Source organism: Alistipes sp. Marseille-P5061 (assembly GCF_900290115.1).
Lineage (GTDB): Bacteria > Bacteroidota > Bacteroidia > Bacteroidales > Rikenellaceae > Alistipes > Alistipes excrementigallinarum.
The window spans coordinates 338655-356869 of record NZ_LT985750.1 but is presented as its reverse complement, the minus strand read 5'-3'; the positions used below and the strand labels follow the sequence as shown (position 1 = coordinate 356869).

General features: G+C 63.8%; 17 protein-coding genes and 1 pseudogene. 10 read left to right on the top strand and 8 right to left on the bottom strand.

Annotated features, from left to right (window positions below; translation table 11 throughout):
- The first annotated feature begins 252 nt into the window (after positions 1-252).
- The 4 genes from thrS (at position 253) to C8267_RS08500 (ending at position 5118) form a co-directional block, all read left to right on the top strand.
- The gene (gene thrS / locus C8267_RS08515; protein WP_087359899.1) at positions 253-2205 is read left to right on the top strand and encodes a threonine--tRNA ligase; all 1953 of its coding nucleotides are present in this window, start codon (positions 253-255) and stop codon (positions 2203-2205) included.
- Positions 2206-2401: 196 nt separating this feature from the next.
- Positions 2402-3016: a translation initiation factor IF-3 gene (infC, locus tag C8267_RS08510; protein ID WP_374045515.1), complete on the top strand. Its 615-nt coding sequence runs from the start codon at positions 2402-2404 to the stop codon at positions 3014-3016.
- A 452-nt stretch (positions 3017-3468) separates the two neighbouring features.
- Positions 3469-4434, top strand: coding sequence for an acyltransferase (locus tag C8267_RS08505; protein WP_106634429.1), 966 nt, complete (start codon positions 3469-3471; stop codon positions 4432-4434).
- A gap of 36 nt (positions 4435-4470) precedes the next feature.
- The gene (locus tag C8267_RS08500; protein WP_087359891.1) at positions 4471-5118 is read left to right on the top strand and encodes an acylneuraminate cytidylyltransferase family protein; all 648 of its coding nucleotides are present in this window, start codon (positions 4471-4473) and stop codon (positions 5116-5118) included.
- Between the two features lie 97 nt (positions 5119-5215).
- Here the strand turns inward: C8267_RS08500 and C8267_RS08495 are convergent, their stop codons facing one another.
- Positions 5216-6133 (bottom strand): hypothetical protein, encoded by a 918-nt coding sequence (locus tag C8267_RS08495; RefSeq protein WP_106634334.1) that lies wholly within the window; start codon positions 6131-6133, stop codon positions 5216-5218.
- Positions 6134-6247: 114 nt separating this feature from the next.
- On the opposite strand from C8267_RS08495, the gene C8267_RS08490 reads away from it, so the two are divergent.
- Positions 6248-7177: a glycosyltransferase family 2 protein gene (locus tag C8267_RS08490; RefSeq protein ID WP_106634333.1), complete on the top strand. Its 930-nt coding sequence runs from the start codon at positions 6248-6250 to the stop codon at positions 7175-7177.
- A gap of 512 nt (positions 7178-7689) precedes the next feature.
- On the opposite strand, the gene C8267_RS08485 is transcribed toward C8267_RS08490, so the two are convergent.
- The 3 genes from C8267_RS08485 to surE all read right to left on the bottom strand — a co-directional run bounded on the left by C8267_RS08485 (position 7690) and on the right by surE (position 10258).
- The gene (locus tag C8267_RS08485; protein WP_087359884.1) at positions 7690-8334 is read right to left on the bottom strand and encodes a response regulator; all 645 of its coding nucleotides are present in this window, start codon (positions 8332-8334) and stop codon (positions 7690-7692) included.
- 15 nt (positions 8335-8349) lie between these two features.
- Complete coding sequence (locus C8267_RS08480; protein WP_087359881.1) at positions 8350-9306, bottom strand: sensor histidine kinase; 957 nt, start codon at positions 9304-9306, stop codon at positions 8350-8352.
- A gap of 178 nt (positions 9307-9484) precedes the next feature.
- Positions 9485-10258, bottom strand: a complete 774-nt coding sequence (surE, locus tag C8267_RS08475) for a 5'/3'-nucleotidase SurE (protein WP_087359879.1) — start codon at positions 10256-10258, stop codon at positions 9485-9487.
- A gap of 246 nt (positions 10259-10504) precedes the next feature.
- On the opposite strand from surE, the gene rplS reads away from it, so the two are divergent.
- A complete protein-coding gene (rplS, locus tag C8267_RS08470) occupies positions 10505-10888 on the top strand; it encodes a 50S ribosomal protein L19 (RefSeq protein WP_087359876.1) in 384 nt (127 codons plus the stop codon).
- Between the two features lie 470 nt (positions 10889-11358).
- Here the strand turns inward: rplS and C8267_RS08465 are convergent, their stop codons facing one another.
- Entirely contained in the window at positions 11359-12084 is a 726-nt protein-coding gene (locus C8267_RS08465; RefSeq protein WP_087359873.1) for a YebC/PmpR family DNA-binding transcriptional regulator, read from the bottom strand.
- A 322-nt stretch (positions 12085-12406) separates the two neighbouring features.
- Between C8267_RS08465 and C8267_RS08460 the strand changes: the two genes are divergently transcribed.
- From C8267_RS08460 to C8267_RS08450, 3 genes are all read left to right on the top strand, one after another.
- Positions 12407-12787 (top strand): VOC family protein, encoded by a 381-nt coding sequence (locus C8267_RS08460; protein WP_087359870.1) that lies wholly within the window; start codon positions 12407-12409, stop codon positions 12785-12787.
- 111 nt (positions 12788-12898) lie between these two features.
- Positions 12899-13480 (top strand): L-threonylcarbamoyladenylate synthase, encoded by a 582-nt coding sequence (locus C8267_RS08455; protein WP_106634332.1) that lies wholly within the window; start codon positions 12899-12901, stop codon positions 13478-13480.
- Between the two features lies 1 nt (position 13481).
- Positions 13482-13877 (top strand): acyl-CoA thioesterase, encoded by a 396-nt coding sequence (locus C8267_RS08450; protein ID WP_106634331.1) that lies wholly within the window; start codon positions 13482-13484, stop codon positions 13875-13877.
- Between the two features lie 466 nt (positions 13878-14343).
- On the opposite strand, the pseudogene C8267_RS08445 reads toward C8267_RS08450, so the two are convergent.
- From C8267_RS08445 to C8267_RS08435, 3 genes and pseudogenes are all read right to left on the bottom strand, one after another.
- A pseudogene (locus C8267_RS08445) lies at positions 14344-15729 on the bottom strand (CCA tRNA nucleotidyltransferase); the annotation flags it as partial.
- A 10-nt stretch (positions 15730-15739) separates the two neighbouring features.
- Positions 15740-16390 (bottom strand): GDSL-type esterase/lipase family protein, encoded by a 651-nt coding sequence (locus C8267_RS08440; RefSeq protein WP_087359861.1) that lies wholly within the window; start codon positions 16388-16390, stop codon positions 15740-15742.
- Positions 16391-16395: 5 nt separating this feature from the next.
- The gene (locus tag C8267_RS08435; protein ID WP_106634330.1) at positions 16396-17112 is read right to left on the bottom strand and encodes a pyridoxine 5'-phosphate synthase; all 717 of its coding nucleotides are present in this window, start codon (positions 17110-17112) and stop codon (positions 16396-16398) included.
- Positions 17113-17265: 153 nt separating this feature from the next.
- Between C8267_RS08435 and C8267_RS08430 the strand changes: the two genes are divergently transcribed.
- Positions 17266-18147, top strand: coding sequence for an NAD(+)/NADH kinase (locus tag C8267_RS08430; RefSeq protein ID WP_106634329.1), 882 nt, complete (start codon positions 17266-17268; stop codon positions 18145-18147).
- Positions 18148-18215 lie beyond the last annotated feature (68 nt).

The window sequence follows — 18215 nt, the reverse complement described above, 5'->3', positions numbered from 1 at the left end:
CCGGCGCCGCCCCAAAACGGACGAAACGGGGTACGAAGCCGGACGAAACCCGTTGAAGGAGAGCCCCGGGGGCGCTCCGACAGGCCCGAAAGGGAGAAAACGGAGAATCGAAGCGATTTTTTTCGGTTCGGCGGTACAGAATTCGTACATTTATTTTTAATTTTGCCGCAACACCCGGACAAACCGAGGGCGTATTCCGTCTCGTAATTGTGGAAGCGCCCGAGGAGCCGAAAACTTAAACAAAACAACAAAATGGTAAAAATCACTTTTCCCGACGGCTCCGTGAGAGAGTATGCCGAAGGGACGACTGCGTACCAGATTGCGGAGAGTATCAGCCCTCGTTTAGCTGCCGACTCGCTCGCTGCCGCAGTCAACGGCGCAACGGTGGACATGATGCGCCCGATTAAGGAGGATGCCTCCATCAAATTCTACAAGTGGGACGACGACGAGGGCAAGCACGCCTTCTGGCACACCTCGTCGCACCTGCTGGCCGAAGCGCTCGAAGCCCTCTACCCGGGCATCAAGTTCGGCATCGGCCCCGCCATCGAAAACGGCTTCTACTACGACGTGGATTCGCCGACCCCCATCACCGAGGCCGACCTGCCGCGCATCGAGCAGAAGATGCAGGAGCTGGCCCGCAACAAGGAGCCGCTCATCCGGCGCGAGGTCCCCAAGGCCGAGGCCCTGAAGACCTTCACCGAAAAGGGCGACCAATACAAGGTCGAGCTCATCACCGACCTTGAGGACGGTACGATTTCGTTCTACACCAACGGCGCATTCACCGACCTGTGCCGCGGTCCGCATATCCCCAACACGGGCTACATCAAGGCCATCAAGCTGACGTCGGTTGCCGGTGCCTACTGGCGCGGCAACGAGAAGAACAAGATGCTGACACGTATCTACGGCATCTCGTTCCCCAAGAAGTCGATGCTCGACGAGTACCTCACCATGATGGAGGAGGCCAAAAAGCGCGACCACCGCAAGCTGGGCAAGGAGCTCGAGCTCTTCACCTTCTCGCAGCGCGTGGGTCCGGGTCTGCCCCTCTGGCTGCCCAAGGGTGCCGCGCTGCGCGACCGTCTGGAGCAGTTCCTGCGCGGCGTGCAGAAGGAGTACGGATACCAGCAGGTCATCACCCCGCACATCGGCAACAAGGAGCTCTACGTCACCTCGGGCCACTACGCCAAGTACGGCAAGGACTCCTTCCAGCCGATTCACACCCCGGTCGAGGGCGAGGAGTATCTGCTCAAGCCGATGAACTGCCCGCACCACTGCGAAATCTACCGCTCGAAGCCCCGTTCGTACAAGGACCTGCCGCTGCGCCTGGCCGAATTCGGTACGGTCTACCGCTACGAGCAGTCGGGTGAGCTCCACGGACTGACGCGTGTGCGCGGATTCACGCAGGACGATGCCCACATGTTCGTACGCCCCGACCAGCTGCTCGAGGAGTTCGAGAAGGTGATTGACATCGTGCTCTACATCTTCAAGACGCTGAAGTTCGATAACTATACGGCACAGATTTCGCTGCGCGACCCCAACAACCGCGAGAAGTACATCGGTTCGGACGAGAACTGGGAGAAGGCCGAGAACGCCATCATCCAGGCAGCGAAGGACAAGGGGCTCAAGACGGTGGTCGAGTACGGCGAAGCAGCCTTCTACGGCCCGAAGCTCGACTTCATGGTCAAGGATGCCATCGGCCGCAAGTGGCAGCTGGGCACCATCCAGGTGGACTACAACCTGCCCGAGCGCTTCGATTTGACCTACAAGGGGGCAGACGACAAGCTGCACCGCCCCATCATGATTCACCGCGCGCCCTTCGGCTCGATGGAGCGCTTCGTCGCCGTGCTGCTCGAGCACACGGCCGGCAAGTTCCCGCTCTGGCTGGCGCCCGACCAGGTGGTCGTACTGCCCATCTCGGAGAAGTACAACGACTACGCCAACGAGGTGTCGGAGTACCTCAACCGCTACGACGTCCGCGCCCAGGTGGATGACCGCAACGAGAAAATCGGCCGCAAGATTCGCGACAACGAGCTCAAGCGCATCCCCTACCTGCTGATTGTCGGCGAGAAGGAGCAGGCCGAGCGGCTCGTCTCGGTCCGTGCCCAGGGCGAAGGCGACAAGGGACAGATGACCCTCGAGCAGTTCCGCGACTTCATCACCGGACTGGTCAAGGAGGAGATTGAATCGCACAAGCTGAAAAAGGCATAACACCGACGAAGCGCAGGGCCTGCGGCTTCAGTCGCAGACCCTGCCTTTTTTCACGCTCCGACAGCTCCTTTGGAAGAGACCGCCCAAAAGGCACCGCAAACGGTCGTGGCAACCCGGAGCGGATGTCTCCGACTAAGGCGCCAGCGAGCAGCGAAACAACAATAGAAAACATTTAACCATTTAATTTACAACAACTATCGCAGCACCGAAACCATTCCCGCCGAGGCCGTTCAACCCCGGGAATAACAGACCGAAACCGGCCGGTGGCGCTCCCCGCACGGGACGCAAGCCCGAAAAGGAGAACCCGCACCGCATCAACGACCAAATCACCGCACCCGAGGTGCGCGTGGTGGGCGACAACATCGAGCAACCCAAGGTCATGTCGCTCCGCGAGGCTCTGCGCCTGGCGGACGAGATGGAGCTCGACCTGATTGAGATTTCGCCGAAAGCCGACCCCCCGGTATGCCGCATCGCCGACTACCAGAAGTTCCTCTACCAGCAGAAGAAGAAGGCCAAGGAGCTGAAAGCCAACCAGACGAAGGTGGTGGTCAAGGAGATTCGCTTCGGTCCGCAGACCGACGACCACGACTACAACTTCAAGCTCAAGCATGCCGAGAACTTCCTCAAGGAGGGGGCCAAGGTGAAGGCCTACGTCTTCTTCCGCGGCCGTTCGATTGTCTTCAAGGAGCAGGGCGAAATCCTGCTGCTGCGCTTCGCCACCGACCTGGAGGAGTATGCCAAGGTGGAGATGATGCCCAAGCTCGACGGCAAGAAGATGAACATGATGCTTGCCCCGAAGAGCAAGAAGTAGAGCGGCTCCGGACCCGTACGGCCCGACCTGCGAACAAGACGACAACCGCAGCGCGGAACAACTCCGCCGCTGGCGGTTGTTGTTTTTTTAGGCGGGGGGGGGCGACGCGGCGAAGACCGACCGATGCTGAACTACCAGCCCCGGGGGAGACCAACCGACGCGGAGCCACCCGACCCAGAGGAATGACTACCCGCGTGTACCGGGGACGCCGGCCTGGAATTGCGGATGCCGGGGCGGGCGGCCAAGAGTTGCAGATACCGAGACAGCCGGCCACAAGTTGCAGATGCCGGGACAGCCGGCCGCACCGGCCGCACCGAATGAACCGCCGAAACGGAGGCATCGAAACGGAGCCGCCGCCCGACAGGGCCTCCCCCACCCGGAAGGGCATCGGAAAAGGGAATTCCGAAATCGGAAATAAATCGCTACCTTTGCAGCAAATGGTTTCAGCCTACATGCTTACCGACGACGACCTGTTCCGCATTGCGGACAACGAAGCTTTCGAGGCGGCGGCGCTGGAGACCTTCCGCTTCCAGGCCGAAAGGTGCGCCCCCTACCGCCAATACCTCGCACTGATTGGAGTACGCCCCGGGCAGATTCACCGCCCGGAGGAGATTCCCCATCTACCCATCGGCCTCTTCAAGACGCACGACATCTACTGCGGCGACGCGGCTCCCGAGGCGGTCTTCACCTCGAGCAGCACCACGGGCATGACCCCATCGCGCCATGCGATGCGTTCGCTGGCGCTCTACGAGCAGGCCTTCCGCGCCTCGTTCCGCACCTTCTACGGCGAGCCGCGGCGGTGGAGCCTCTACGCGCTGCTGCCCAACTACCTGCGCCGCAAGGGTTCGTCGCTGGTCTACATGGCCGACCGGCTGATTGCCGACTGCGGCTCGGGAGGCTTCTACCTCGACGACTACGAGCGGCTGCTCGACGACATGGCCGCCGACCCGAAGCCCAAGATTCTGCTCGGCGTGAGCTATGCGCTATGGGACCTGGCCGAACGCTACTCGCCGAAGCTAAAGGATACGGTGGTGATGGAGACCGGCGGCATGAAGGGCTACCGCGAGGAGCTGCCCAAGGAGGAGTTCCACCGCATCCTCTGCGACGCCTTCGGCGTGGAGGTCATCCACTCGGAATACGGCATGGCGGAGCTCACCTCGCAGGCCTACTCGCTCGGCGGCAACCGCTTCCGCTGCCCGGGGTGGATGCGCGTGGAGGTGCGCGACATCAACGACCCCTTCGAGCTGCTGCCCGACGGCTCGCGCGGCGGCATCAACATCACCGACCTGGCCAACCGCTGGTCGTGCGCCTTCATCCAGACCGAGGATGTGGGCAAACGCTTTACGGACGGCTCGTTCGACATCGAGGGGCGCATCGACCACAGCGACATCCGGGGCTGCAACCTGCTGGTGCAGTAACGTCTATCAACCGACCGAACACGTAACACGAAAGAGATGAAAACCGTAGCATTCGTACCCATACGCCTCAACAGCCAGCGCGTGAGCGGCAAGAACCTCCGCCTGCTGGGTGGCGAACCCCTCATGTGCCACATTCTGCGGACGCTGACCCGCGTCGAGGGCATCGACGAGGTCTATGTCTTCTGCAGCGACGAGCGCATCCGCGAGCTGCTGCCCGAGGGGGTCCGCTTCCTGCAGCGCAGCGCGGAGCTCGACCGCGACACCACCCTCGGCCGCGAAATCTACGACGCCTTCACCGCCCGCGTCGAGGCCGACCTCTACGTGCTGGCCCACGCCACCTCGCCCTTCATCCGCCCGGAGACCATCTCCGGGGCTCTTGCGAAGGTGCAATCGGGGGAGTACGACTCGGCCTTCAGCGCCGAGAAGATTCAGACCTTCGCCTGGTTCAAGGGGCGTCCGCTCAACTACGCGCTCGACAACATCCCCCGCACGCAGACCATCGAGCCGGTCTACATAGAGACCAGCGCCTTCTTCATCTTCCCGCGGGGGCTGTGGTGCGGCGACCACCGCCGCATCGGCGACCGCCCCTACATGGCGGTGGTCGAGCGGGTCGAGGGGCTCGACATCGACTATCCGGAGGACTTCGCCATGGCAGAGATTATCGCCGCCAGCCGCGGACTCTGAGCCGCCCGCGCCGCCGCGCCGACAAACAGGGCCTCCGGGGATGTGCATCATCCCCGGAGGCCCTGTTTTTTCATCGACGGACCGAAGCTGAAGGAGGCTATTTCGGCTCCGCCTCCTGCTGCTCGGCCTCGCCGGCGCGCTCATAGGCGTCAATCATCGAGCCGGCCGTGTGGTTGACAATCCGCGCACCGAGCGTTGCGGCGTAGTCGCGCAGCACCTCGTGGCCGCGGAAGAGCTCGGCCACCTCGGCCAGGTAGGAGGCCATCGTGTAGGGGACGGGCGGAAGGGTGGCGTTGAAGTAGATGGGGCGCGGAGCCGCGGCCGCACCCTGGTCGTAGTAGTGGCGGTCGGCGCGGCAGAGGCGGTTCGAGGCGTCGACGCACAACCCCTCGAGCAGCGTATGGTCGACGCCGTAGAGCGACAGATGGCGGTAGCCCAGCAGCAGCCCGATGTACTCGCCGTTCTGGATGACCGTGCCGAAGTTGGCGCTCCCCAGCCCGTGGCGGAAGAGCCAGAACTCGACGCTGCGGAAGCCGTGGTAGAGCAGCGTATGGAAGGGGACGATGCGGATATGGGGGTTGGTCAGCCGGCGGCGATAGTCGAACCGCTCGGGGTTGTAGTACTGCACGTAGAGGTTCATCTCCCACGTGACCTTCTCGTTGAGCGTTCGGTAGAGCGCCTCGACCCGCTCGCGGTTGACGCTCTGACGAAAGAACATCGGGTCGGAGAGGACGTAGTATTTGGGGCGAATCTCCTCGAAGCGATCATCCTCGGCGAAGAAGTTGACCACCAGGAAGTCCTTCGTGCGGTGGTCGCCGCGCGCAAGCAGCCGCGGCAGTTCGCGCCCGAGCGAGGGGCCGTTGGCCAGCAGCACGAGCTCCTGCGAGGGGCGGCCGACCACCCCGGCGCGGCCGACGTAGTTGCGGAAGTTCTCCTTCACGGCCATCGCCGCGAAGTAGAAGAGCGTATCGAAGGTATTGCGGAGCAGAGCAACGATTCTGAGCGACAGGGTCATGGGCTGATGTTTTGAAATTGGGCACGCGGGCAGCCCGACACCCGTCGGAGCGGCCCGATGCCGCTTGCAAATGTAGCAAAATAACGATACCTTTGCAAAAAAGAGCCCGACGCCGTGAGCACACCCACCTTTTCGGTCATCATACCCCTCTACAACAAGGAGGCGGAGGTCGCCGCGACCCTCCGCTCGGCCCTCGAACAGAGCCTCCGCCCGCTGGAGGTCATCGTCGTCGACGACGGCTCGACGGACCGCTCGGCCGAGGTTGTCGTCTCCTTCCGCTCGCCGCTCGTCCGCCTCATCCGCCAGCCGAACGCCGGCGTGAGCGCCGCCCGCAATAGGGCCATCGCCGAGGCGCGGGGCGAGTATGTCGCCCTGCTCGACGCCGACGACCGGTGGCGCCCCGGCTTTCTGGCCGAAATTGCCTCGATGATTGAGCGCTGGCCCGACTGCGGGCTCTACGCCACGGCCTTCGACATCGTGAGCGACGAGGGGCTCGTGCCGGGCCGCACCCCCCGCGAGCGGGGACCCGTCGACGACTTCTTCACCCGCTCGATGAGCTGCTACGTGGCCATCCCCTCGGCCAGCGTCATTCCGCGTACCCTCTTCGCAGAGGTGGGGCTCTTCCCCGTGGGGATGAAGCTGGGCGAGGACCAGTACCTCTGGACCCGCATCGCCCGCTGCCGCCCGGTCTGCTTCTCGCCCGAGCGGCTGGTGCTCTACTCACGCGTCGCCTCGAACCGCTCCAATGCGGTCTACACCCCCGAACGGAGCCGCCACACGCTCGAGGAACTCTACGACGCCTCGGCCTCGGAGGCCAGCAACGAATACGTCGCCCGCGTGGCGCTGGGCAAGGCGCTGGTCATCAGCGCCAAGGGCGGCACCGAGGAGGCGGCGCGCACGGTCCGCTTCTTCGGCTGGACGCGGCTGAACCGCCGCCTGCTGCGCAAGGTGCGGATACTCAACGCGCTCCCTGCGGCGTGGCGCCCTGCGCTGCTCGACGTCTACAACCGTCTGGCCTGGCGCCTGGCCCGCAAGGGGCTCTGAGCGGAGGACTCCCGGGCGGCAGAGACCGGGCATCAAACGACAGGCATAAGACGACGGCTCCGCCTCATAATCGACCCGCACCGATTCCGGACAACTGCTCCGAACGCCCATCCCGGACCGCTGCTCCGGACAGGCTGCGACCGCCCGTCTTGACAGCCGTCCTCAACGTCCGGCGACCGACATGGAGGCTCGGGGAGCCCGGCAATCATCCGGAGCTTCCGGCGACCGACGGGAAAATCCAGCATCCGACCGGCCCGCACAAAAAAACATCCGACCCCAAAAGGTCGGATGTTTTCTTATGTTTTAGAGTATCCCAGCGAAAGGAGGGTCTCCATTTCCAGGCTGCCCCCCGTCTGTATTACTGACTCAGCGATTCCACTCCCGGACGGCCACGTCGTTTTCCGCGTGCACCGATACCTTTCTGCCTGTGCTCGGCTTGTCGCCCCGCCGGCTCCCCGCTGCACCTCTTCACCGAGCCCCTCTCCGCCGGCCCCTCGCGGCGCCCCTCGGTGTCAGATGTCGACAATCCCGTGACGGATGGCGTAGACAACCAGCGAGGCGGTATTCTTGCACCCCGTCTTCTCCAGAATGTTGGCCCGGTGCTTGTCGACCGTGCGCTTCGAGATGAAGAGCTCGTCGGCAATCTCCTGATTCGAGAGGCCGCGGCAGACCGCCACCAGAATCTCGCGCTCGCGCTCCGAGAGCTGCTCGTCGGGGGCATCCTCGCGCGCATGCATGCGTCCGGCAAGCGACGAGAGCAGCTGCGGGCTGAAGTAGCTGCCACCGGCCTCGACCGTGTCGATGGCCTGCAGCACGTCGCTGATGTCGGAGTCCTTGAGCAGGAAGCCCCGCGCCCCGGCCTGCACCATACGCTGGTAGTAGCTTTCGTCGCCGAACATCGAGAGGGTGATGATTTTCAGCTCGGGACGCTGCGCCAGCGCCCGTTCGGTCGTCCGCGCGCCGTCGATGCCCGGCATCGAGAAGTCCATGAAGACCACGTCGGTCTCCAGCCCGGGCAGCAGAGCCAGGAACTCCTCGCCGCTGGCCGCCTCGGCCACCACACGATACCCCTCGCAACGGTCGAGCAGCCCCCGCAGTCCATTGCGGAAGAGCGAATGGTCGTCGACCAGCACGATTCTGCACTCCTTCTTTTCCATCTTCACCGTCTCCGTTTACTTTTTACGCGGCGGCACGCCTTGTGCCACCCCTACGTGAATCGAGGCGCGCATGCCCCGCCCCCGCGAACTCGTTATCTGGAAGCGCCCCCCGAGCGAATTAATCCGCGAGGCGATGTTCGAGAGCCCCATGCCGCAGTCCATCATTGCCTGGGGGTTGAAGCCCCGCCCGTCGTCCGTGTACTCGAGCGAGAGCGAACCGCTGCTCTGCGAGAGCGAGAGGTTGATGGACTTGCAGCCCGAATGTTTGAGCGAATTGTTGATGAGCTCGCAGATGACACGGTAGAGAATCACCTCCGTGTCGGGGTCGTAGCGCTCCGTGCGCAAGTTGGTCGTGAAGCGAATCTTCACATTGTGCATCGCGGCGCTGCGGTCGATGAAGTTCTGTACGCCGCGCGCCAGTCCGAAGTCGATGAGCACGTGGGGCGAGAGGTTGTTCGAGATTTCGCGCAGCGAGCGAATCGCCTCGTCGATGACGTAGGTCGTGTTGGCGATAATCTCGCGCTGCTCGGGGTCGCGCTCCTCGCGCGCGAGGGCCGAGAGCGACATCTTGGCCGACGAGAGCAGCGGGCCCAGCCCGTCGTGCAGCTCCTTCGAGAAGCGCGAGCGGGTCTTCTCCTCGGTGCGCAGCACGGCCGTCAGGATGCGGCGGTTGAGCAGCTGACGCTGGCGGTTGAGCCGCCCGATGTACTTGAAGAGCTTGTGGGCGTACATGACCCCGATGGAGAGGCAGACCGAGATGACGATGCCCAGGTAGGCGAACCACCCCCGCGGGACATACTGCCCGCTGGCGGCGAGGAACTGTACCAGCCGCTCGACCGAGAGCAGCGAGAAGCCCACGATGAAGAGAATCCACACCGAGTTGTACTTCGTCGTACGCACCAGACGCAGGGCGTAGAGCGTGGCCAGGGTCTGGATGACGATGGCGATGATGAGCAGTATCTTAATCAGCATAAAGCGCCGCAGTTTTCCTGGGGTTAAACGGATGCGCGGCCCGGGCGCGGAGTGTCGGGCAGGCGCGGAGCCGCCCGGCAGACCGCCCTTCGCGGGCGTACCAATTACAAAGATACGAAAATCCGCGGATATTCCGCAAACGTCATGCGCAACGTCCGCACCCGCCTCCCGCCGGCGGCTATCCGAAGAGGGGCGTCAGTTCGCGCAGCCGCGCGTAGTCGGTCAGGTCGGTCTGGACGGGCACCACCGAGACGTAGCCGTGGGCGAGCGCCCACTCGTCGGTATCCTCGGCCTCGGGCTCCTGGTTGACGAAGTCGCCCGTGAGCCAGAAGTATTCGCGGCCGCGGGGGTCTTCGTGGCGGTAGAACTCCTCGCGCCAGAAGCCCCGGTTCTGGCGGCAGAGGCGGATGCCCCGCAGCTCCTCGGGACGCCCCACCGGGACGTTGACATTCAGACAGAGCGGCGGCTGCACCCCGCCCTCGAGCAGGCGGCGCAGAATCCGCTCGCCGTAGAGCGCCGCAGCGTCGAAGTCGGCATCGGCGCTGTAGTCCGTGAGCGAGAGGCCGACGGCGGGACAGCCGTAGAAGCTCCCCTCGATGGCCGCCCCCATCGTCCCCGAATAGAGGACGTTGACGGCCGAGTTCGAGCCGTGGTTGATGCCCGAGAGCACCAGGTCGACCCGCTTCCCGCGCAGCAGGTAGTCGAAGGCCATCTTCACGCAGTCGACCGGCGTGCCGGAGAAGGCGTAGACGTCGAGCCCCTCCTCGGAGCGTACCCGCCTCAGAAAGAGGGGCGTATTCATCGTAATGGCCTGGCTCATGCCGCTCTGCGTCGTCTCGGGCGCCACGACCACCACCCGTCCGAAGCGGCGCGCCACCTCGATGGCGGCGGCGATGCCGCGCGAGTCGTATCCGTCGTCGTTGGTCACCAATATCAATCGTTCGTTCATCATTTTCCCGTTTTGCGGAGCAAAGATAGCACATAAATCGGAGTCACGAAGCGATATTTTTGCGCCGATGCGTGAAAATCCGAAAATTATTCCTAACTTTGCCGTCCCTTCGGGGACGTATATCAACCTCTTTCATTGGGCTTAACGGCACAGGCGGCACAACCGCGGGATTGCACGGCAGGGACCGGGCATGGTAGCCGGAGGGCAGCGGGAACGTTGAATGCGAAATCAAAAAAAACAGTTGCAACAATGAACAAAGACGCAATCATCAAGCTCGTCAACGAGCAGATGTGGCCCAAGACGGATGCCGACATTCCGTCGTTCAAGGCCGGTGACACCATCACCGTAACGTATCGCATCGTCGAGGGCAACAAGGAGCGCCTGCAGAGCTTCCGCGGTGTGGTTATCCAGATTAAGGGTTCGGGCAAGACCAAGATGTTCACGATTCGCAAGATTTCGAACGGCGTGGGCGTTGAGCGTATCTTCCCGCTCTACTCGCCCCACATCGACAAGATTGAGGTGAACAAGGTCGGTGTCGTTCGTCGCGCCCGCATCTACTATCTGCGCGACCTGACCGGCAAGAAGGCCCGCATCAAGGAGAAGCGCATGGTTGCCAAGAGCGAGAAGGAGTAAGTTCCGCTCCCGCAACACGGAAAAACGGAATGTTCCCCACCCGGGGAGCGTTCCGTTTTTTTAATGTCCCGGCCGTTCTCCACGCCGCTTGTTCCAACCGCCCTTCACGCAGTTTGTCCCGGGGCAGCCCCGCCCGTCGTTTTTCCATGGGCTCGCGCCGTCCCTTTGCTTTCCTTTTTCCGGCAGTCCATGCCAGCGCCCTTGCCGCTCTTTTTCCCCGGCAGCCCGCGCCAGCTTCCTTGTCTTCGTTGTCCTATTGTCTCGGCTGCAACCGCTCTCTCCTCGCCCCGGCTGCGCACCCGCGACCGCATGCTCCGGCGTGCTCTCACCCCCCCCCGTCGCTCGGCCCCTGTTGCCGCTCCCGTTCCCGGCCGGGCAAAAAAAGAGAGCGGTTCTTTGCGAACCGCTCCCCGAATTGTTCCTTTGCGCGCCACGACCCCCGGGCCGCCCGCCGCGCCTCAACCGAAGGGCTACTCCTCCTCGGGCTCCTTCATGTTGTGGTAAACGTTCGTCACGTCGTCGTCCTCCTCGAGGCGCTCCACCAGCTTCTCGACCGACTCGCGGCCCTCGGCGTCGAGCTCCTTGGTATCCGTAGGCAGGTAGACCGACTCACCCGAGACAATCTCCCAGCCTTTGTCGTCGAGCCACTTCTGGATGGCGCCGAACGACTCGTAGGGGGCGTATACCGTCACACCCTCCTCGTCGGGATAGAACTCGTCGACACCCAGGTCGATGGTCTCGAGCTCGAGCTCCTCCATGTCGGTGCCGGCCGGAGCGTGGAACTTGAAGACGCACTTGTGCTCGAACATGAAGGCCACCGAGCCGCTGTTGCCCAGCGCACCGCCGCACTTGTTGAAGTGCATGCGCACGTTGGCCACCGTACGGTTCGTGTTATCGGTTGCCGTCTCCACCAGGAAGGCGATTCCGTGGGGGCCATAGCCTTCGTAGATAACCTCCTTGTAGTCGGCGGCGTCCTTCTCGGTGGCACGCTTGATGGCGCGCTCGACGTTCTCCTTGGGCATGTTCTCGGCCTTGGCGTTCTGAATCAGAATGCGCAGACGCGTGTTGCCCGACGGGTCGGGACCTCCGGCCTTCACGGCGATTTCAATCTCCTTGCCGATTTTGGTGAACGTGCGGGCCATGTGACCCCAGCGCTTCAGCTTGCGTGCTTTGCGATATTCAAAGGCTCTTCCCATAGGTGCATGCTTTTTGTATTTTATTTTTTCGTTTCGCAAAAGTATAAAATTCTTGCAAAATAATGAAATATCGGCAAAATATTCGGCCGGGCCCCTCGCGTGGCGCCGGGAGGAAGGAGGAGGAAGGAGGAGGAAGGCGGCGAGTACACCGGAGCCGGCTGCAGGGAGGATACCGGGCCACACTGCAGGCAGAACCGGCGGCGGGAGGAGAGACAGACGGCGGTACGGGGGCCGTTACGCGGGCGGCGATGTCGAAAACTGCGTTTTCCGTTTGCCTCGGCCCGCACCTTTTCGTATCTTTGCACCCAAATTCAGGACACTTATGGAAATCAAAGGCAAATTCGACCACTTCAACATCAACGTGACCGACCTGGCCCGCAGCATCGACTTCTACGGCCGGGCGCTCGGTCTGCACGAAATAGGCCGCCAGAAGGCCGAGGACGGCTCCTTCGAGCTGGTCTTCCTCGGCGACGGCGAGAGCAACTTCCACCTGGAGCTCACCTGGCTGCGCGACAAGGAGGGTGCCTACGAGCTGGGTGACAACGAGAGCCACCTCTGCATCCGCGTGGCGGGCGACTACGACGCCGTGCGCGAGTTCCACCGCGCCAACGGCTGGGTCTGCTTCGAGAACCACGAGATGGGGCTCTACTTCATCAACGACCCCGACGACTACTGGATTGAGGTGCTGCCCCTGAAGCGATAGGGCGCCCCGTTCCGGTGGAATCCGCCCCGTGCAGGGCGTGCCGAAGGAGCACACGAACCGAAGCCCCTCCCCGCACCCTGCACCTCGGGCCAACCAACAAAGACGAGCATCATGAAAAACGAAACCGAACTGCAGCACGAAGTCGACGAGGCGGTCCGCACGCTGCGCGAAGGCGGGCTGCTGCTCTACCCCACCGACACGGTGTGGGGCATCGGCTGCGACGCCACCAACGCCGACGCCGTAGCACGCATCTATGCGCTCAAACGGAGCGAGAACAAGAAATCGATGCTGGTGCTCTGCGCCTCGCCCGACATGGTCGTGCGCTACGTGAACAAGGCGCCGGGCATCGCCTTCGAGGTGATGGAGCTGGCCACCAGCCCCCTCACGCTCATTCTGCCGGGCGCCACGGGGCTTGCCGCGAACCTCATCCCCGAAGAGGGGACGCTCGGCGTGCGGGTGCCCGACCACGAGTTCTGCCGCCGGATGCTGCGCGCCTTCGGCCGGCCGATTGTCTCGACCTCGGCCAACATCTCGGGCGAGAAGACCCCCGCGGGGCTCGACGAGGTGGCGCGCGAAATCATCGACGGCGTCGACTTCGTGGTCAACCCCCGCTTCGAGGGGAAACCCACGCGCAAGGCATCGTCGATTATCGCCTTCACCGAAGGGGGCGAAGTGAAAATCATCCGCGAGTAAGATGGCACGCACATTGACAACACCGGTCCAGCAGCGTTTCTCGGACATCGACTCGTTCCACCACGTGAACAACGTCGCCCAGCAGATGTACTTCGACGTGGGCAAGGTGGACTACTACCAGAAGGTGCTCGGCGAGGAGGTGCTGCTGGGACAGAACCGCATCATCACGGTCTCGACCTCGACCTCCTACATGGGGCAGGTCCGCATGGGCGACGACATCCGGGTGACGACCACCTGCGAGCGCATCGGCAACAAGAGCATCGTACTCTTCCAGCAGCTGCTCTGCGGCGAAGAGGTGCGCAGCGAGAGCCGCTCGGTGATGGTTGCCTTTGACTTCGACCGCCAGGAGAGCTTCCCCGTCCCCGCGCTGTGGCGCGAGCGGATGCTCGGCGAGTAATCCGGCCGCTCCGGCGGCGGAGGGTCCGGCAAGGCGCTGAGAGGTGCGAAGAGGAACCGGGAAGGCACCGGGACAGTTTTCCAAAAGACGACCGACATCAAATGACAAGCCGACCGACATCCGTAGATGTCGGTCGGCTTGTTTTTGTTACGCCGGAGAAGGGCAACGCAAAGCCCCTTCACGGCCGGATGAACGCTGCTGCGCTCCGGGCGGACTATGCGTCGGACCGTTCAATCTTTCCGGTTGCTTCGGCCGAAACGGCCGGGGTATCCGACGCCGAAACCGCCGGGCGCTCCGATGCCGCACCTGCCTCCGCCTCCGCAGAAACGGCAGAAGAGGGCTCCGCCGCCAGGCCCTCCGGCGCGGAGGTCGCCATAGCAGCCGGGGAGGTTGCAGCCGCCGGAGCTGTCGCCGCAGTCGGCTCCGCAGCCTCTGCCGGGGCCGCCCCCTCCGCCGCAGGCCGCGCCACGGGCCGCAGCCCGTGCTCGGCCGCCAGACGCTCCATCAGCGCATGGGCGGCGGCATATTCGTTGGGTATCTCGCCATCGAGAATCGCATTCTTGATGACTTCCTTGATGTCGCCGATAAGGCGGCAAGGGCCGATGCCGTAGGTCTCCATGATGATTTCGCCCGTAATCGGCGGCTGGAAGTTGCGGATGCGGTCGCGCTCCTCCAAATCCTTCATCTTGCGCCGCACCAGCTCGAAGTTGGCCAGGAAGCGGCGCACCTTGGCGTCGTTGCCCGAGGTGATGTCGGCCTCGCAGAGGGTCATCAGCGCCTCGACGTCGTCGCCCGCCTCGAAGAGCAGCCGCCGCACGGCCGAGTCGGTGACCTGCTCCTCCGAAAGGATGATGGGGCGCAGGTGGAGGAAAACGAGCTTCTGGACGAACTTCATGTGCTCGTTGAGCGGCAGTTTGAGCTGGCGGAAAATCGCCGGCACCATCTTCGAGCCCAGCACCTCGTGGCCGTGGAAGGTCCACCCCGCGCGGGGGTCGTAACCCTTGGTCAGCGGCTTGGCGATGTCGTGCAGCAGCGCGGCCCAGCGCAGCCAGAGGTCGTCGGAGCGGCGCGCCACGTTGTCCAGCACCTTGAGCGTATGGATGAAGTTGTCCTTGTGGGCGTGCTGACCCCGCCGCTCGACCCCCTTCAGGCGGTGCAGTTCGGGGAAAATCAGCTCCAGCAGCCCCGTCAGGTCGAGCAGCTCGAAGCCCATCGAGGGGACCGGCGAGAGGACAATCTTGTTGAGCTCGGTGGCGATGCGCTCGCGCGAGACGATGCGAATCCGCTCGCGGTTGCGGCGAATCGCCTCGAAGGTCTCCTCCTCGACGGAGAAGCCCAGCTGCGTGGCGAAGCGCACGGCGCGCATCATGCGGAGCGGGTCGTCCGAGAAGGTGACGTCGGGGTCGCACGGCGTGCGGATGATGCAGGCCTCGAGGTCCTCCATGCCGCCGAAGGGGTCGACCAGCTCGCCGAACGTGTCGCCGTTGAGCGACCACGCCATGGCGTTGATGGTGAAGTCGCGGCGGCGCTGGTCATCCTCGAGCGTGCCGGGTTCGACCTGCGGCTTGCGCGAATCGCGGGTGTAGGACTCCTTGCGAGCCCCCACGAACTCGACCTCGACACCCCGGCAGCGGACCATCGCCGTGCCGAAGGTCTTGAAGACCGAGACGCGGGCGTGCAGCTCGGCGGCAAGCGCCTCGGCCACCTCGATGCCGCTTCCGACCACCACCACGTCGATGTCGGTCGAGGGGCGGTGCAGGTAGTAGTCGCGGACGTAGCCCCCCACGACGAAGGCCCTCACGCCCCGCTCGTCGGCAATGCGCCCGATGCGGCGGAATATGGGTTGCGACAGCGGCTCCACGTTACTTCACGTACTGCTCGATGGCCTTCTTCCAGACGAGGTAGCCCTCGCCCGTCAGGTGCAGACCGTCGTTCGTGTAGCGCTTGTCGAGCAGTCCGCGCTCGTCGACCAGCACCGAATAGATGTCCAGATAGGGGATGTCCAGCTCGCGGCAGAGCTCCTGCAGCAGCTTGTTGGTCTCGATGATTTCGGCACCCTTCGACCAGTGCTTGCGCGTCTTGCCGCCGGCATCGACGCCGTTGACCGGGAAGATGCTCTGCACGTAGAGCTTCGTACGGGGCGACTCCGTGCGGAAGCGCTCGAGGATGCGGCGGATGTTGTCGACGACCGTCTGCGGGGCGATGCCGGCCGCCAGGTCGTTGGTGCCGATGAGCAGGAAGAGCTTTTTGGGCTGCCCCTTCACAATCGGGTCGAGTCGCTCGAGCATCCAGCCCGTGCGGTCGGCGCTGATGCCGCGGTTCTTGATGCGGGGGTTGTCGAAGAGTTCGGCCCACTCGCAGCCGTCGGTGATGCTGTTGCCCAGGAAGACGATATCGTTCGAATGGATGGGCAGCACCTCGAAGAGGCTGCGGCGCTGGAAGTTGTAGGAGCTTTGCGCAAAGGTGGGAAGCGCCGCCGCAAGCAGCAGCGCAAGAAAGAGCAGTTTTTTCATATCGGTCAGTGTTTGAGTTGTCGTTGGTAGAGCTGCACAGTGTTCTCCAGCCCGTAGTAGAGGGCGTCGCAGATGAGCGCATGGCCGATGGAGACCTCGTCGGTCCAGGGAATCCGCCCGATGTAGTAGGCCAGATTCTCCAGATTGAGGTCGTGGCCCGCATTGAGGCCGAGCCCCTGTCGGCGGGCCTCCTCGGCGGCAGCCACATAGGGAGCCACGGCCCGCTCGGGCGAGGCGGCGTATTCGCGCGCATAGGCCTCGGTGTAGAGCTCCACGCGGTCGGCGCCGCAGGCGCGGGCGCCGGCCACCATCTCGGCTACCGGGTCGACGAATATCGAGACGCGGATGCCCCGCTCGTGGAAGCGGGCGGTCACCCCGGTGAGGAAGTCGCGGTTGGCGACGGTATTCCAGCCGGCATTCGAGGTGATGGCGTCGGGAGCGTCGGGCACGAGCGTCACCTGCGTCGGGCAGACCTCGAGCACCAGGTCGATGAAGCTCGGGATGGGGTTGCCCTCGATGTTGAACTCGGTCGTAAGCACCCGCTTGAGCGCCCGCACGTCGTCGTAGCGGATGTGGCGCGCATCGGGACGCGGGTGCACCGTGATGCCGTCGGCTCCGAAGCGCTCGATGTCCTGCGCCGCGCGCACGACGTCGGGCATGTTGCCGCCGCGCGAATTGCGGATGACGGCAATCTTATTGACGTTTACACTTAATTTTGTCATAATAATCACTAACTTTGCGGTCAAGGGCGGCCTTCGGAGCGAAACCGCAGGCAGCCCCGCCGGGTGGACGTTTCGTTGCGGAAAGGCCGCCCGGAAGGCTTTCGGGCCCCGTTCCGCGAGGTCAAAGTTACGTAAAATTTCGAAACTCTGCCGATGAAAATCATACTTTTTTCCCGCCCGCAGGTGGCGCACGACGCCGGGGAGCTCCGCCAGCTCTTCGACGGCATCGATGCCTTCGGATTCGAATGCGTCGTCAACGAGGAGTTCGCCCCCGTGGCCGAGCGCCTCACCGGCAGGCTCTTCCCCCCGTCGGCGCGCTACGGCAGCCGCGTCGGGGAGGTGGATGCCCGCGCGGCGGTGATGCTCTGCTACGGCGGCGACGGCACGCTGCTCGAGGGGGCGCACCGGCTGGGCGGAGCCCCCGTCCCGGTGCTGGGCGTCAACGCCGGCCACCTGGGCTTCCTGACCAGCGTCCCGACCGGAGGCATGGCCCCGCTGCTGGAGGAGATTCGCGACGGCGGGCTGCGCACCGAGCCGCGCACGTTGCTCGAGGTGCGGGGCAGCTTCGCACAGCAGCCCGAGTCGACTTTATGCCTCAACGAATTCACCGTCCAGCGCCACGGCGCCGGGCTGATTTCGGTCGAGACCTACGTCGACGAGCAGATGGTGGCCACCTACCACGGCGACGGGGTCATCGTCTCGACCCCCACCGGCTCGACCGCCTATTCGCTCAGCGCCGGAGGGCCGGTCGTCGCCCCGACCTGCTCCTGCATGGTCATCACCCCCATCGCCCCCCACAACCTCACGATGCGGCCGGTGGTCATCCCCGACACGAGCCGCGTGCGGCTCCACATCCGCGCCCGCCATTCGGACCCCTTCGTCACGCTCGACAACCGCACCTGCGCCGTGGCGCCCGAGGCGGTCTTCACCGTCGAACGTGCTGAGCAGAAGATTTTTTTGGCCGTGCCCCACAATATATCATTTTACGACACGTTACGCAATAAGATGATGTGGGGAATCGACATCCGCAGCTGACCGCCCGCCTCAGGGCTCCGCGCAACAGCGGGTCGGTGGGGATGGAGCGTCGTTTCATCGCCCTCAAT